Source organism: Tengunoibacter tsumagoiensis, assembly GCF_003967535.1.
In the GTDB taxonomy this organism is placed as follows: domain Bacteria; phylum Chloroflexota; class Ktedonobacteria; order Ktedonobacterales; family Ktedonobacteraceae; genus Tengunoibacter; species Tengunoibacter tsumagoiensis.
In genome coordinates, this window is the sequence record NZ_BIFR01000001.1 from 4,554,915 (window position 1) to 4,571,556 (window position 16,642).

General features: G+C 48.9%; 10 protein-coding genes. 3 read left to right on the forward strand and 7 right to left on the reverse strand.

Annotated features, from left to right (window positions below; genetic code table 11):
- The first annotated feature begins 270 nt into the window (after positions 1-270).
- Entirely contained in the window at positions 271-1,428 is a 1,158-nt protein-coding gene (locus tag EL628_RS17860; protein ID WP_126581270.1) for a cytochrome P450, read from the forward strand.
- A 107-nt stretch (positions 1,429-1,535) separates the two neighbouring features.
- Here the strand turns inward: EL628_RS17860 and EL628_RS17865 are convergent, their stop codons facing one another.
- The 7 genes from EL628_RS17865 to EL628_RS17895 form a co-directional block, all read right to left on the reverse strand.
- On the reverse strand, positions 1,536-1,937 hold the full coding sequence (locus EL628_RS17865) for a globin domain-containing protein (protein ID WP_126581271.1): 402 nt from the start codon (positions 1,935-1,937) through the stop codon (positions 1,536-1,538).
- A gap of 187 nt (positions 1,938-2,124) precedes the next feature.
- Positions 2,125-4,860 carry a winged helix-turn-helix domain-containing protein gene (locus tag EL628_RS17870; RefSeq protein WP_161975578.1) on the reverse strand — a complete coding sequence of 912 codons (2,736 nt, stop codon included), beginning with the start codon at positions 4,858-4,860 and terminating at the stop codon, positions 2,125-2,127.
- Positions 4,861-5,307: 447 nt separating this feature from the next.
- On the reverse strand, positions 5,308-6,345 hold the full coding sequence (locus EL628_RS17875; RefSeq protein WP_126581273.1) for a Gfo/Idh/MocA family protein: 1,038 nt from the start codon (positions 6,343-6,345) through the stop codon (positions 5,308-5,310).
- 371 nt (positions 6,346-6,716) lie between these two features.
- On the reverse strand, positions 6,717-9,500 hold the full coding sequence (locus EL628_RS17880; protein ID WP_126581274.1) for an alpha-L-rhamnosidase: 2,784 nt from the start codon (positions 9,498-9,500) through the stop codon (positions 6,717-6,719).
- Between the two features lie 110 nt (positions 9,501-9,610).
- On the reverse strand, positions 9,611-10,435 hold the full coding sequence (locus EL628_RS17885; RefSeq protein ID WP_161975579.1) for an alpha/beta hydrolase: 825 nt from the start codon (positions 10,433-10,435) through the stop codon (positions 9,611-9,613).
- A gap of 169 nt (positions 10,436-10,604) precedes the next feature.
- A complete protein-coding gene (locus tag EL628_RS17890) occupies positions 10,605-12,680 on the reverse strand; it encodes a bifunctional aldolase/short-chain dehydrogenase (protein WP_126581276.1) in 2,076 nt (691 codons plus the stop codon).
- Positions 12,681-12,848: 168 nt separating this feature from the next.
- Entirely contained in the window at positions 12,849-13,622 is a 774-nt protein-coding gene (locus EL628_RS17895; protein ID WP_161975580.1) for a DeoR/GlpR family DNA-binding transcription regulator, read from the reverse strand.
- A gap of 565 nt (positions 13,623-14,187) precedes the next feature.
- On the opposite strand from EL628_RS17895, the gene EL628_RS17900 reads away from it, so the two are divergent.
- Together EL628_RS17900 and EL628_RS17905 are read left to right on the forward strand one after the other, a co-directional pair.
- Entirely contained in the window at positions 14,188-15,312 is a 1,125-nt protein-coding gene (locus EL628_RS17900; RefSeq protein ID WP_126581278.1) for an ABC transporter ATP-binding protein, read from the forward strand.
- Between the two features lie 97 nt (positions 15,313-15,409).
- On the forward strand, positions 15,410-16,546 hold the full coding sequence (locus EL628_RS17905) for an ABC transporter ATP-binding protein (protein WP_126581279.1): 1,137 nt from the start codon (positions 15,410-15,412) through the stop codon (positions 16,544-16,546).
- The last annotated feature ends 96 nt before the right edge of the window (positions 16,547-16,642 follow it).

A 16,642-nucleotide genomic window follows, 5' to 3' on the forward strand; every position in this document is an offset into this window, starting at 1 on the left:
ATAAGCGCTCCAGCATGCTTCAAGCTCGATAGTCTGCTGCAAAGAAGATTAAGTGGACCATGACGCTACAACTTTAGTCGTATCCGCCTCCTCTACCATTCCTAAAAAGATGCATTGCTCTTCTCTCCTCACGAATACTCCTTAAGGAGCATCTTTTTCTCTGTCAAAAAAACTATACTCTAAATAAATGAACGACTTATTGAGAGCTTAGTAGTAATCGATATAAAAACGTCACAATTTTCTCTCAATGACAGAAAGAGGAGATACACAATGCTTACACACAAACCTATTACAAACGCTTTTGATCTGTATAGCTGGTTTACATTGATGCGCACCACAAATCCTGTTACCTATGATGAGGATCATCATGCCTGGAATGTCTTCTCATATAAAGATGTTTATCAAATCTTAACCGATCCTAAAACGTTCTCTTCCCATATCCTCCCCGGTGAAGGATTTATTGAGACAAGCATTCTAATGATCGATCCACCAATGCACCGCCATTATCGCAATCTGGTCTCACAGGCTTTTACGCCACGGCGCATCGCTCAGTTGGAACCACGCATTACAGAGATCGTGGATACCTATCTCGACTCTGTCATCGAAAGCGGGAAGATGGATGTGATTCAAGATCTCTCTTATCCTCTACCTCTCGTGGTCATCTGTGAGATGCTCGGTATTCCTATGGAGGATCGCGACTTCTTTGGCTACTGGACGGAGATTGTGATTGCCGAATTTGCAAAATTTCAGGGGGGCGATCTGGAGGCACAACAGAAATTAGGCGCGTACTTCCTACAGATTGCCGATTTGCGCCGCAAAGAGCCGAAAGATGATCTGATTAGCGCTCTACTGACTGCTCAAGTTGATGGCGAACGTCTCAGTGATCGGGATATCCAGTCGTTCTGTATGATTCTCTTGTTAGCTGGTAGCGAAACGACACGGAATCTGATCGGCAATGCAATCTATGCCTTGACTGAACACCCTGAAGTTCTCGCACAGGTACAAAATAATCTTGAGCTGGTTCCGCAGGCGATTGAAGAAGTGATTCGCTACTATTCACCCGTTAGATTCGCGTTCCGTGTCGCCACCTCTGATGTCATTTTAGGAGGACAACAGATCAAAGCAGGACAGTTGATATTCCCCTGGATTGCCTCTGCAAACCGTGACGAACACCATTTTACCAGCGCGGAACACTTCACTCTTGATCGTCCAGCTCAGCAACACGTTGGCTTTGGGCATGGCATCCACTTTTGTCTCGGTGCACCGTTAGCTCGCCTGGAGGCTCGTATTGCTCTAACTTCTATGCTCCAACGTTTAAAATGTCTACGCCTCTCTCATGAAGAACATTTAGAAGCTATCGTTAGCCCTAGCCTACAAGGGCTCCAGAAGGTACCCGTCTATTTCCAACCGGGCACACCACTGCGCTGAGAATGCTCTCATTCCAACCGGGCACATCACCACTACACAGAGAACGCTCCGAGTATCCCACGGGAAGTGTGATGCTCGGACGTCTCTGCCGCTAACCCACACAAAAACTATGTATGGGTTGTTGCCTGCTGCATTTCAGTGCTCATATACTTGTAGGCTTCGATCCAGGCTTGCTCCATATCTGACGTGAAGAGCTCTCCCAATAAGGCTCTAAAGGTCTCCAGAAGGATCTCTCCCATCCACGCATACTGCTCGGCTCTTACCCCGTAGGCCTCATGTCGTAGACCCAGCTTATAGAGGGTTGGACCCAGATCTATCCCTTGATCTGCCCCCTGTACAATCAGGTCCAGGGTAGCCATCAACGACCGCTCTTGAATCAACAAGTCCTGCACAAACAGCTCCTGGGCGGCTGGATAACGCGCAAAGAACGTGAGATAAAATGTGTGTGCAAAGCTCTCTTTTCTCGCTCCCAGTAAAGCAAAACTTGTTTTTAATGCCAGGGCATTCATACGATAACTCCTCCTGTGAGTTTGTGATAGCTTTCTTTTTGCGATTCGCCCTTCTTTCGTCTGGCTCCTCGCCAATGAAAGCTGGCCTATCTATGGTCCTGGCCTTATTCTAAAGAAGATGCAGTTCTCGCACTTTAAGCATACCCGCTCACGAAGAAAACGACATCCTACTAAAGTTGTAGCTGTCTCACTCTACAAGGCCATATTTACGCGCTTCTGCAACCGCCTGGGTGCGATTATTTACGTTGAGTTTGGTGATGATATTGGTGACATGCCTCTTGACGGTTGCAACGGCAATGATCAGCTGTTGAGCAATCTCATAATTTGAGGCTCCTGTAGCTATGAGTTGAAGAACCTCCAGTTCTCTCTCACTCAATGGCTCAACCAGTGTCTGCACAAAGGTTCTCCTGGAGTTCTGGAGCGTTGGAGGGACTGCTTGCGTATCCGCTTTTTCATGTGGTCGACAGGCTGCACGAAGCTGTTGCACATAGGCTTGCCTCCTCGGATAGTCAAGTTGAATCCTGGCTAATAATGCTTCAACTGCTTCTCCCTTATCGGCAAAAATGCGGATATAGCCCTCAGGTTCAGCCAGCTTGACTGCCTGTTCAATGATGATGCCTGCTTCAGATGTTCTTCCCATTAGATCAAGGATAAGTGCACGCAGTATGATTATCTCTAACACGCTTGCCTGTCTCGCTTTTGCTTCGGCATCTTCCTGCATGCGCTGAAGCAAGGAATGCAACTCTTCTGCCTGGGCAGTCTCCTCCGATTGCCGCATCTGTTCTATAAGAATGCGAATACGAATGAGAAGGGCCTGCTCGGATAAGAAAGGCTGGATCTCGCTCTTCTCTGTCTCTGCCCAGCTTACTGCAGTGGCCAGATCTTTGTTCATTAAGGCCAGATCAGCCTGAGCTGCCGCAGCTCTCGCATAAAGATAGGGAGCAAATTGCTGTCGTTCCAGAAGCAGGTTCAGGCTTTCAATTGCCCCTCGCGCTTGCTCATAAGCGCCTTTGGCCTGGTAAAGACGCGACAATATCATATGCCCATGAGACATAAGCTCTACATTAAGCAGTGGCGTGTTGTTCTGTATCTCTAATCCAGTTTGCAGAAATGCTTCTGCCTCAGCCAGCTCATTCCACTCACGCAAAATATGCCCAGTGCCAATGGCATACTCAGCTTTACCCGGTGGAACAGGTTGCTCTGGATAGAGGGACAAGAGATGTTCTGCCTCATGATACGTTGCTCTGGCCTGATGCAACCGCCCACGAAGAATCTGAATCCTGGCAAGGTTGGTCAGGCTCAGCAAGTAAAGCACATGGTTATTCGATGTTCGCGAAGCTCTGAGTGCTGTGACGGCCAGCCGTTCCGTTTCCTGAGTAACATCACCGGTTGCCAGATATGCATGCAGCGCACATTGCATGACGTGTACATAGAGTAATCCTTCATCCTCCGAAAGGAGCGCAATGGCCCGATGAGCAGAGTCAGCACATTGCTCGATCTCACCATTCGCTAGATGCACAAGTGCATAACACGCTGCGAGTCGCCCGCGAACGAGACGATGTGTATCATTGTCCAGGATGACTAACGAATCAGCTCGCTGTAACCATGGTGGCGCTTCCGTTGGTCGCCGGCTGTAGATGAATGCCATGGCCTTTAGCACACAGAGATGTATATGTTCTCGATAGAAGCGCTCGGGCAGAAGCTGCAACCAATCAAGCACCTTCTGCGATAGATCCTGTTCAAGAATGCATTGACTCCCATATGTTTCAAGCAATGCCACAAGAACTTCACTATCTCTTGCCGAGGCTGCATGTTGTAATGCTTCCAGGAGCAATCCTTGCTGTTCATACCAACGACTGGCTCGCCGATGCAGGACAATGAATTGCTCTGGATCGCTTTGCCGCAAACGTGCTTGTAGAAATTCGGCAAAGAGTTGATGGTAACGATACCACTGACGAGCATCATCCAGTGGCATCACAAACAGGTTTGCCTTCTCTAGCGCTTCTAAGATCTCCTGACCGTTTGCTTGCCCTGTCAGTTCATTGCACAGAGGAGCGGTCAGGCGCTCTAATAGAGAGGTTGACAGGAGAAAGGTTTGAACTGCTGGCGTCTGGCGCACAAAAACTTCTTCGCTGAGGTAGTCTAAGATAAAACGATGGTTGCCATGAAAGGAGTGCAAAAAGGTCTGCGGTAGCGGATGGTTACGCAATGATAAAGCAGCAAACTGCACTCCTGCTACCCAGCCTTCTGTACGTTCTTCGATTGTTTCTAAAATATCAGTATCTAACTCCCGCTCGGTCACCTGTTCAAGGAACGTCTGGATATCGGCTTTCTTCAGACGAAGATCAGCCATCCGCAATTCTGTCAGACGTCCCTGCGCTCGCAAGCGCGTCAGGGGAAATGGCGGATCAGATCGTGTAGCAAAGATCAAGTGCATCTGGGGCGGTAAATGCTCCAATAAAAAGTACATGGCGGTATGGATCGCTTCAGAAGTGATCAGGTGATAATCATCACAGACCATTATAAAGTGTGGAAGATTGCTCACTGTGATCTCGTTGCTCAGTACAGCCATCACATGCTCGAATCGAACAGACTGTGGAGATTGTAGCAGTAAAGCCTGGGAAGATACTCCTATCTGAGGATAACGTGCCTGTAAGGCTGCAATAAAATATGAGAGAAAGCGTGCTGGCTCGTCATCTTCTGGCTCCAACGATAACCATGCAAAGGGATACACACTTTTACTCAACCAATGCGCAAGCAGAGCTGTCTTACCAGAACCAGCCGGGGCGGAGATCAGGGTAAGATCTCCTTCCAGGGCTCTCTGTAACTGAACATACAAAGCTGGGCGCTGTACATACAATGAACGTTGACGAGGAGCCTGCATCTTTGTGGCGAGAAAGACATTTTGTGCAGTGTATACCATCTCCACTACTTCCTGGCCTCCTATCTCCTGAGAAGTTACGCCGTATGAAGACCTGGACGCTACCATGTTTCCAATCCCTGACTCTAACATATACTCTCTATTGTGTATTGCCTGATCATCATACCACAACCATTGCCATTTCTCTGTTCAAGGTATTTTCACTCTCAACTACGGTATAACAGACGGTTTCTCCGTTCACATAACTCACACCCACGTGAGCATCGCTCTCGAATAAAAAACGTTGCGTGGCTCTATAAATCGCTGATACGTTGCTTGACCTTAGGCATATGGTCTTTTGAAAGGACATGACAGACGCTACTCATAACAACGCTCAATGATCTGATGCATTATAGATAAATAAAAAATATAGTACTCTTTTACATAAATAAAACATAAAAAGAGAGCATAAGTGTTTATGCTCTCTTTTTATGGGTACGCCTGCGCATGTTAATTGAGGATGGGCAATGGCTCCGTCAGATCAACGGGCTGTCCAATCTCGGCTGAGCGGATGGCCCCAAACATGAGGGCCAGGGTCTTGAGGTTATCGCGACCGGAGGTCTCCAGTGGCGCACCATGTTTGACTGACTGAGCAAAGGCGTTCAATGTACCACTGCGATCAACGTACTCAAGCTCTGGAACTTTGAGTGAGCGCATCCGTTTTCCCAGTGGTCGCAATTGTAGTGCGTCGGGAATCTCGCCTCGGCATGTCCAGAAGATCTCGCCACCTTCACATTCCATATGCCATTCCCCGGCCCAGTTGGTCTGTGGGGCAGGACTGACCCAGCTTCCCCGATAATTCACAATCGCGCCCCGATCAAAGGTAATGGTGAGCGCTGCCGCTGGCGCTTCGACAAATTTGCTCCAGGATGGACTATATGTGGTGCACTGCACACGTACCGGCTCTTGACCAATGACCATGCGCATCAAGTCAAAATGGTGAATCGACATATCAACCAGCAATGGATGCCAGAGGCTCAGGTGGCGATTGCTCCCTACTTCACCAACATTTGCCCAGCGGCGGAAATCAATATTTACGACGCCAACCTGACCCAGTTCCTGATTTTTCACTAGCTCAGCCGCTTTGCGCGCAATGCCAACATGACGGTAGTTCTGGCTAATCATCAAAAGGAGGTTGCGCTGCTCCGCGAGTTCAACAACCTGCTGCGCCTCTTGAACTGAGCCTGCAAATGGTTTCTCCAATAAGACGTGCTTATTCGCATTCAGGGCGGTGACAGCACTGGGCACATGACCTGGCAGGCTGGCAGTGATCAAGACAGCTTCTGCATCAACGGTATCAAGTGCCTCTTGCAATGAGGTGAAACCTGACTCAGCGGGAAACTTAAGCCGCTCTTGCGCTTTTGCTAACGTAGGAGCATCAACTTCTACCCAGGCCACGGTCTCAATCTCTTTATTGTGTGCTACGACATCCGCCGCCCAGCTCTGCCCCCAACCTCCAAGTCCAACATGGATAATACGAAGTGTCATATGCTTTCCTTCTCACGTATTTTATAAAAAATGCACCAAACCATTGTGATTTGAATTATCAATCGAAAATAGTCTGTGTAATGTACCAAATTTTCTCTGCATTTTACTACGAATAACAGAAATAGCAAGCCATTGGACAGAGCTTTTCAGATCTTCTCATGTGATCTGGCTTCCCCTCTCACCGATCAATTGAGCTCTAAAAAGGTGGCTGATAGGCACCCTTTTAGAGCTCAAACTATGATTCAGATGGCATTTTGTTGCTTCTGTACATCATAAATGCCATCCAAAAATGACCCTCTTTTCTCTGCTCCGATGTTCGTATGCAAACGTGTTCAAGCACACCCCTACACAGAATTTCGTTGTTGCTCTTTTTAAGATGGTTGTTTGACGCTCAAATGATAGTCGCCCGACTCCAGATGATAAACATGGAGTTCACCCTCTCGCTTGAGCAGTGTGATACCAGCTACTTCTTCAATTGGATCTCCACTTTCAAGGACGCTGGCTCCTTCGCATACAGGCAGTAAGAGGGTGGCCGTTGTATTGGGTGGAACTGTTCCTCTCCAGTGGATAAAACCCGCATCATTCAGATCCCAGGCACTGGTAATGCGCCCATGTATTGAGTCGTAGCTAGCCTTCACAAAAGAGAGGGCAGGATGAATATGTGGCTGAAAAAGGATATGTTTATAACCTGATCGCTCGCCATGCTGACCAGAATCCGTCTCGATACCTGCGACATAGCGAAACAGCCAATCGCCGACAGAACCCAATGAATAGTGATTAAATGAGTTCATGGACGCATCCTGGAAGCCTTTCTCTTCCGTCCAACCATCCCAACGCTCCCAGATCGTTGTTGCGCCCTGACGAATCGAGTAGCCCCAGGAAGGAAAGCTTTCTTGCAGAAGAAGCTGATAGGCAATATCCAGCCGCCCATGCTCTGTCAATGCGGGCAGCAGGTGTCCTACTCCCAGGAAGCCCGTTGAAAGATGGCCCCCTTTGCGTTGAATATCATCGACCAGATAGTGCGTTGCTGCGGGCCTGAGCTCTTCTGGCAAGAGATGAAAGCTCAATGCCAGCACATATGCGGTCTGTGTATCTCCTGTAATATGCCCATCTGCCGAGACATGAGCCGCATTAAAGGCTGCCTTAATCTGTTGAAAGAGCTCCTGATACTTCTGAGCATCCTCATCTTTGCCTAACGTCTCGGCAATAGAGGCCAGCAGTGAGACGCTATAGGCATAAAAAGCATCAGCAAGCACATCCTTTGAAGTCTGTGCATCAATCGAAAGCCAGTCCCCAAAATCCCACGCACCATTTCCCCCACCATTGCGCTGGGCCCGCCAGAGATGCTGAGGATTGTTGATGGTAAGAAACTCAATAGCTCGTGTCATCATCGGATAATATTGCTCTAACAGGCGAAGATCTCCATAGACGCGGCTCAGAGTCCAGGGCAGAATAATTGCTACATCCACCCAACCAGGAGCACCAACGCTTGTCTCTGTTAATGCAGGGACAATATTGGGGATTCCGCCAGAGGGGAACTGAGCATCGGCAATATCGCGCAACCATTTGGTAAAGAAACCTGCCACGTCTGCATTATAGGTTGCTGTACGAGCAAAGATCTGTGCATCACCAGCCCACCCCAGGCGCTCGTCGCGCTGTGGGCAGTCCGTTGGCACATCCAGAAAATTTCCACGCTGCCCCCACTGAATATTCTGGACCAGTTGATTGACTAAGGGGGATGAGCATTCAAAATGACCTGCCCCCGGAGTAGCGGACTGCACGACGATACCCGTTAATGAAGACAATACGGGAGTGCAGTCCATCTCTGTTAACTCAACATAGCGAAAACCATGAAACGTGAATGTGGGCTCGTAGACCTCTTCTGTCCCGGTCCCTTTAAAAATATAGGTGTCCGTTGAACAGGCTGTACGCAGATTGGTCGTATAGAGGGTGCCATCAGGATTGAGCATCTCACTGTAGCGTATCCGCACACGCGTCCCCTCCCCCCCCTGCATCCTCAGGCGAACCCAACCAACCATGTTCTGACCAAGATCAAAGATAAAGACGCCTGCCTCGGGCTGTTGCACACTTATTGGCTCCAGTTCAAGCACGCGTTGCACTGTAGGACCAATCTGTGCCGAAAGCAGGGCTGCATCCACTGGCTCGGCAACGACTTCGGACCAGCTACTGACGTCCAAAGCGGCTGTAGCCCAGTCATCCCACTCGAGCCTTGCGTCATAGAACTCCCCAAGGTAAAGATCTGCATAGCGCACTGGTCCATGTGAGATCTTCCAGGAAGCGTCTGAGATAATCCGTTGCTGGCTACCATCTTGATATGTCAGCTCGATCTGTAGCAGCGCCTGTGTGCTCATTCCATAATTATGGCGCTGTCCCCCCCCGCTGAGTACACCTGCAAACCAGCCATCAGCCAGAATCAGACCAAAACCATTCCCACCTACTTGCAACAGCGGAGTAATATCATAGGTCTGATACTGTAGACGTTGATTGTAGTCAGTCCAACCAGGACGGAAAAGATCCGCTCCAACTCTCTGCCCATTGATTGCCAATTGATAGATACCACGGGCCGTACTATATACACGAGCACGAACTACTTGCTGGTGAAGTTCAACTGCTTTATAGAGATAGGTAGAGGGAGTAATGCTCGCTAAAGCCTGCTGTGAAAGATCCTGCCAATGCTGGATCATTTGCTCAGGCGTAAGATTTAGCCACTCCATTGGCTTGGTTTGAACAGGACGAAATACCTCACTGCCTATCCATTCTGCCGACCAATCGCTCGCATGCAGTAATCCCATCTCCCAATAGGCAAGCTCATTGGTCGTTACCCGTTGATCCTCTTCATCCCAGATCTGCACTGTCCAATAGACACGTTGTCTTGAGCGCAACGCTGGACCAGCATAAACGATCTGAATGGACTGGTCAGAAGGGACTTTTCCACTATCCCACAACAGATCTTCACCAGACTCTACTTGCTGCTGACTGGGGCCCGCCAGAATACGATAGGCTGTCTGGCGCACACCACGGCGTCCTGGCTGAGACGTGGCTAATTGCCAACTGAAACGGGGCTGCTCAACGTCAATCCCCAGCGGATTCTGGGCATACTCACAGCGCAAATGGACAATCTGAATCTGTGACATAATCACTCCACCTTCGAAAAGTATGTCAGGACAACATTCATTGTTCTCTCTCATGAGAGGCACGTTCTCCCATGAGAGATCCTGGCTACATTGTCCAGGAAACTTTTTCACTACACACGTGCAAAATGGAGGCGTTGTAACCAATCATGACAGGAGACGGTCCAATGGTCGTCGAGGCCAAATCCATGATCACCAAAATCTCCTCGTACATATTCATACGGTACGCCTGCGGCCTTCAGGCTTTCAGCATAGAGATCGGAATTCTCAACTACCACCCCCCGATCGTTTGTGGTATGCACCAGAAAAGCAGGAGGGGTCTGAGATGTCACATGGCGATTGGTACTTAACTCATCAAAAAGCTCCGGGGCAGGATGCTTATCATGGGCCAACAGTGAAGTAACGGGCTGATAGCTTAAAGGAAATGAGATGACTGGATAGACCGCTATTTGTGCATCTGGACGCGAGGAGACGCGCTCAATTGGATCAACCGCAGCAGGATCGCCTGCCGTGAAATAGGTCGAAGCCAGACTCGTTAAATGGCCTCCAGCTGAGAAACCAATGATACCAATCCGCTGGGCATCTAGCTGCCACTCAGGTGCATGCGCTCGTACCAAACGCAATGCCCTCCGGACATCGATGAGCTGGGTTGGATAGATATAGGTTGGACCTAAACGATAGCGTAAAATAAAGCTCGTAATGCCCTGGGACGCGAGCCATTCGGCCACTGGTGCCCCTTCATGATCAGCAAGCCCAATATATCCACCACCAGGACAGACAACAAAAGCCGCCCCTGTTGCCGTTCCAGCAGGAGGCAGATACACCTGGAGCGTGGGAATATGAACGTCTGGCAACGATACCTCTTCTGGCTCTGGAAAAAGTGAGCCTGGAGCCTCTTCTTCCCAGAGCCGAATATACTGATGATTAACGATCTTCATAACCAACTGATCCTCTCGCAATACAACTGTCATGCTTTTTAAGACTATCTATTCTTGTTTTAGAAAAGGAGGGACTCAACAATAGGTGGTTCTATTGTTGAGTCCAATGGTATGAATAACTGCTTTTTGTGTGCTCTTATTACTCATCCATGCCCACAAGGATACCAGTTTAGCGTGTAAAGGCTGCTGCCACGCCTCCATCAACAGTCAATTGGCACCCGGTTGTCTTTTCGGCCTTACGTGAAGAGAAATAAGCCACCGCATTGGCAATATCTTCAGGATAGATATTCACCTGCAGTACAGTCCGCTTCCGATAGTATTCTTCCAGTTGATCTGGACGAATGCCATAAGCTTCAGCACGCTCATTGCGCCAGCGTGAGCCCCAGATGGTTGAACCTTGCAGAACTGCATCTGGTAAGACAGAGTTGACGCGAATACCGAAGTCGCCACCCTCCGCAGCGATACAGCGTGCCAGATGTGCCTCCGCTGCCTTTGCAGTACTATAGGCAGCAGCGTTTTTCCCTGCGTAGATCGCGTTTTTCGACGTAATAAAGACCATACTTCCTCCCGTCCCCTGCCGCTTCATGATCTTAAACGCCTCGCGAGCCACCAGGAAATATCCCGTCGCTAGAATACTAATATTAAAGTTCCAGTCCTTTAATGTGGTCTCATCAAAGGGACTCGCCGCAGCTATGCCCGCATTATTCACAAGGATATCAACACCACCATATGTCAGAAGAGAATCAGCAAAAGATGCATAAACAGCCTCTTCATTCGTGACATCTACCCTCGAGGCCAGAGCACGTCCCTCACCAAATTCTTGATTAAGCTCTTGAGCAACTTTTTGAGCTCCCTCAAGGTTGATATCGGCAAGCACTACATGTGCTCCCTCTTTAAGCAGACGGCGTGCCGTTGCACTACCAATGCCGCCTGCTCCCCCAGTAATCAAAGCTACCTGACGTGAGAATTCGGCTTCAGGTGGCTGAAGGCTCAATTTGTAAAGCTCTAAAGGCCAGTATTCGATGGCATACGATTCGCTCGCATTTAACGAGGTGAAAATACCCAGCGCATCCGTCCCTTTCATCACAGAGATGGCACGATGGTATAATGCTTCGCTGATCTTCGCATTTGACCAGGATTTTCCTGTGTTAAGCATTCCCAGACCAGGAATAAGGATCACGCGAGGTGATGGAGTGGTGATCTGGTCTCCCTCGACTTTATTCTCTTCAAAATAAGCCTGGTACTCTTGCTTGTAGCGGGCAATTCCGGCTTTAATACGCTCAATTAACACTTCGACCTGTCCAACATTCGGCTCCCAATCAATGAACAGAGGGACACGCTTTGTGTGGACCAGATGATCAGGGCAGGCAGCGCCAACTTGCGAAAGATGGGCGGCATTAACGCTATTGACAAAGGTCAGCACATCAGCGCTGGCATCATTCGTTACAAGCATGCGCTGCTCCCGGCTGACCTCACCGCGCACAACGGGGAGGATCTGCACAAGCACCTGCTGACGCTCCTCAGCAGAGAGGGAGCTGTATTTCTGACCACCAAAAAGCGGTTGAGCCTTCGACGCAGCCTGAGCCTCGATATACTGTTGGGCCTCGTTAATAATGTTGATCGTATGCTGATACGACTCCTCGCTTGTCTCGCCCCAGGTGACCAGGCCATGCTTCTCCATCAGCACTAACTCAGCCTGAGGATTAGCACGCACAGCTTCTGCAATCATCTTCGAAAGCGTAAAACCAGGTCTGATATAAGGAACCCAGGCAAAACGGTCCCCATAGATCTGCTCTGCAATGGCACGCCCTCCCTCGGTACAGCACAGGCTAATGATCGCGTCTGGATGCGTATGATCAACATGCTTAAAAGGGAGAAATGCATGCAGTAAGGTCTCGATCGAAGGACGAGGGTGCTTGCTATCAAGAATACAATGACCGAGATAAGCGACCATCTCTTCATCTGACATCTCATCACGTTCGAGTAAAGGCTTAATATCTTCAAGGTTCAAACCGGTGAAATGCCTGGCCTGCATCGTAGCAAGATCAGATCCACTCCCTTTCACCCACATGACTTCGATCTCACGACCACGAAAGTCTTTCGCAGTATCTTTGATCGACGTATTTCCACCACCCCAGTTAGCAACTGCCCGGTCTGATCCCAACAAATTTGAGCGATACACCAGCTCATCCAGAGCATTCTGGGCTTTCGCGGCCTCGTCATTGTTCCAGCGATTGGCAACCACAATAGACTCCTTTTTTCTGAGTAAACGTGCCTTCGACTAAGAAAGACGCGCTACAGAACTAACCATATAGGTACTAACCATCCAGGTTCAATTTTCTCCCATCCATCATCTATCTACAGAAAAATTACTAGCGATGAGGGTATGAAGAAAACCATAAAACAAGAGCGATTACATCTCGGCTTGCCAGACATCAATCCCTCGCTTTTTCATCTGTTGAATGATGCTCTCGGGAGCCTGAGCATCGGTGATAACCAGCTTCAAGCGTTCCAATGGACAGAATGTTGCCAGAGCGACCTGCCCCCATTTGGTATGATCTACAAGCGCGACGACCTCGCGTACCGACGAGAGCAACGCTCGCTTAAAAGCCACTTCTTCACTACTTACTTCGGTCAACCCCTCTTCTAACGTCAATCCACGCGCCCCCACGAAAGCCGTTTTGATATGAATTTGCTCCAAAACGCCAGTCCCCCAGGTCCCTACCAGCGAGAGCGATTCCTGTCGTAACATTCCACCAGCCATCAGAACGGAGATACCAGACTGCGAGGAGAGCTCCATGGCTGCCTTGAGGCCATTAGTGACAACCGTCAATTCACGCCTACCCTTCAGGAAAGATGCCAGAGTGAGATTGGTCGTACTGGCATCCAGCGCAATTGTGTCGCCATCCTGAACAAGGGTTGACGCTAAACGGGCAATTCTCTCTTTAGCAGTCATCTGAACTTGTTCACGAATAGCAAAAGCTGGCTCTAACCCTCCGCTCCTCCTGGAGACAGCCCCACCATGCGTGCGCACCACCAATAACCGCTCTTCTAACCAGGAGAGATCCTTACGAATCGTAACCTGCGACACCGAAAAAAGGTGGCTTAATTCCTGAACCGAAAGACGCGGAAAAGCATCTAGTGTCCTGGCAACCTCCTGCCTCCGCTCCTGAGTCGAGAAAGTCATTCCTTTTTTTGTTTCGTATGCTTTCGTTTTGTTTTCTCCAATGGATATATCACAATGTTTTTCTTTCATATCAACACAATATATTGGTTACCATACTTTCATTCTCTTTGTCAAGAGGTAAAAAAACGCCTGGAGAACAGAGTCTCAGGACATAGCGATAAAAATGAACCCATTCTACAAGCAAGCAAAAAATATATACAACGATTTATACAAAATTTGGGTTTTAAGAATAGAGGAAAATAATAGATCTTGCCTCAGAGGTGGATTTGTGCTGACAAATAAAGTAACACAAAAGAAAGTAATACACGTGTCACTTTAAAGCATGCACTAATTCGAAGCCATAGGGTGGTAAGATCTCAAACAGCTTTGTTCCGTTATTGCATAAACATTGTGTAACAGGTATAATTGCTAGAAAGCTCTAGCACTTCGAAGAAGATTTGTGAGACTGCTGGTTAAAAATCTGAAGCCATTCAGATTTCATCCACCATGTTTACCACTGCTCATATTTGCATACAGAGTTTAGCCACCCATCCCGCTAGAGGTGTTTGCTAAAGAGAGGAAAACCATGCGCGTTCGACTCGAAAATATCTTAAAACAATATGACGAATTAGAACAGGTCACCCTGACCGGCTACAAAGGACGGCCAGCTCTTGATCATGTCAGCCTGGATATTCATGATGGCGAGACGATGAGCATCGTCGGTCCCTCCGGCTGCGGCAAAAGCACGATGCTCAAAATTGTTGCCGGCCTTGAAATGCCTCAAGCTGGTAAGTTATTCTACAATGATTTCGACATGACGAATATTAAACCGCAAGATCGTGGGATTGGAATGGTCTTCCAGGATTATGCGCTTTATCCCGTTATGAAAGGAAAAGGTAATCTGGCTTACTATTTCCAGATGCACCAGAAATCTGAAGCCGAAATGGAAGCACGCGTCCGCCAGACTGCTGAATTGATGGGCGTGGATTTCGAACTTCTCCTTGGTCGTTTGCCCGATACCCTCTCAGGCGGTGAGAAACAGCGTGTCGCTATTGCCCGCTGTATCGTTCGTGATCCACTGGTCTTTTTAATGGACGAACCCATTGTGAACCTGGATGCCAAACGCCGCGAACGCACCCGTATTGAGATTAAGAAGTTGCTCAAAAAATTTGGCATTACGACGATCTATGTGACTCATGATCAGCAGGAAGCTATCTTCATGGGTGACCGAATCACGGTGATGCGTGATGGGGTGATCGAACAGGTTGGCACTTTTGACGAGCTGTACTATAGTCCTGTCAATCTCTTTGTCGCAACTTTTATTGGCACCCCCCCAATAACTATTCTTCCGGTCCAGGTTGCCAATGGTCAGGTCATCGTCTCACAGGTCAATCATGCCTGGAACTTACCAGAACATATTGCAGCCAGTCTCCCGCAAGGGGCTCTCCGCATGGGAATACGCCCAGAAGGCTGGGTCCTGAATACTCCCGATGGAGTGACACTTTCTGTCAGCCATATCGAGCGCATCCCTACCGAACGTGCGGCTTTTGTCCATGGCAATCTTGCAGGTAAGCATATCAATGCTATTGCCTCTCTCGAACAACCAGAGACCAAAGCTATCGCTCTCACTCCCGATTGGGATAAAGTCTATTTCTTTGCCGCAGAAGGTGAAGAGGTCATCTATACCCCTGGGACACCCGACTTTTTTTAAGCGCACTAATATCCAGGATCATCTATGTCGATGATTCTGGCGCAAAAAAGGACATTGATTCATCGTAGTAGCCCAAACAACAAGGAGTATACAAGCTATGGTAGCAATCGCAGCAACAAATCTGGTAAAGCGTTATCAGGACAAGCTAGCCGTCAATGATGTAAGCCTGGATATCGGTGAAGACGAGCTTCTGGTGCTCGTTGGACCTTCTGGGTGTGGCAAAACGACCACGTTGCGTATGCTTGTGGGACTGGAGCCAATTACAAGCGGCACGCTGCGCTTCGGTGAAAAAGTTGTCAATGAGATCCGTCCTAAAGATCGCAATGTGGCGATGGTCTTCCAGGATTACGCTATTTTTCCTCATTTTACTGTCTATGAGAATATTGCTTATGGTATGCGTGCTCGCCATGAAAATCGCGCGCTGATCAGCGAGCGCGTTCCAGCTGCGGCCCGCATGTTCCGTATTGACCACTTGCTCAAACGCAAACCTCGCCAGTTAAGTGGTGGTGAGCGACAGCGTGTGGCTCTGGCTCGTGCTCTGGTCCGAGATGCCAGCCTCTATCTCTATGATGAGCCTCTGGCCAATCTAGACGCTCAATTGCGCCATCAGGCTCGCGAAGATATTCTGCTGCTCCATCGCGAAAAAGGCCGCCCCAGTGTCTATGTGACTCATGATCAGTCTGAGGCCATGGCTCTTGGCGATCGTATCGCGGTCATGCGCGATGGCAAAATTCAGCAGATCGGCACAGGGACGGAGCTCTACGACCAGCCCTATAGCCGCTTTGTCGCTTTCTTTATTGGGACACCCAGTATCAATCTCTTTGACGCTGAACTGCGCAACAACAATGGCGAGATCGATATTGTCACCCAGGCCTTTACTGTCCGAGCTGCCGATGAGATGAAAGAGAAGATTCGCGGCCATATCGGTAGACCTGTGACTCTTGGCTTACGTCCCGAAGATCTGCATCCACCTCGCAATGCTCCCTTCCCTGTTACGGCTGAAAATACCATTCATGGCATTGTCAATGTCATTGAGCCAACCTCTACAGGGTGCACTGTCTATCTCACAACCCTGGGAGCCGAAGGGCAAGACTTTATCGCAACGTTTAAAGCACGCCTTCCAGCAAGCTATATTGGCAAAGAGGTACCTCTGGCAGTCAATCGCCGCAAAATCCAACTCTTTGATGCTGAGACGGAGCGTTCTCTGCTTTATGGCCCTGGTATCCAATTTTAACCTGGCCTGTTGGCAGTGATTCGCCAACTGTACAGCTCTAAATGAGAGTGGTAGTCCATCTCGGATCGACTACCACTCCATCTTATCATTTGCATA

Excerpts from the sequence above, each read along its gene's own strand:
- EL628_RS17860 (WP_126581270.1), top strand. The coding sequence starts at position 271 with ATGCTTACACACAAACCTATTACAAACGCTTTTGATCTGTATAGCTGG.
- EL628_RS17865 (WP_126581271.1), bottom strand. The coding sequence starts at position 1,937 with ATGAATGCCCTGGCATTAAAAACAAGTTTTGCTTTACTGGGAGCGAGA.
- EL628_RS17870 (WP_161975578.1), bottom strand. The coding sequence starts at position 4,860 with ATGGTATACACTGCACAAAATGTCTTTCTCGCCACAAAGATGCAGGCT.
- EL628_RS17875 (WP_126581273.1), bottom strand. The coding sequence starts at position 6,345 with ATGACACTTCGTATTATCCATGTTGGACTTGGAGGTTGGGGGCAGAGC.
- EL628_RS17880 (WP_126581274.1), bottom strand. The coding sequence starts at position 9,500 with ATGTCACAGATTCAGATTGTCCATTTGCGCTGTGAGTATGCCCAGAAT.
- EL628_RS17885 (WP_161975579.1), bottom strand. The coding sequence starts at position 10,435 with ATGAAGATCGTTAATCATCAGTATATTCGGCTCTGGGAAGAAGAGGCT.
- EL628_RS17895 (WP_161975580.1), bottom strand. The coding sequence starts at position 13,622 with ATGACTTTCTCGACTCAGGAGCGGAGGCAGGAGGTTGCCAGGACACTA.
- EL628_RS17900 (WP_126581278.1), top strand. The coding sequence starts at position 14,188 with ATGCGCGTTCGACTCGAAAATATCTTAAAACAATATGACGAATTAGAA.
- EL628_RS17905 (WP_126581279.1), top strand. The coding sequence starts at position 15,410 with ATGGTAGCAATCGCAGCAACAAATCTGGTAAAGCGTTATCAGGACAAG.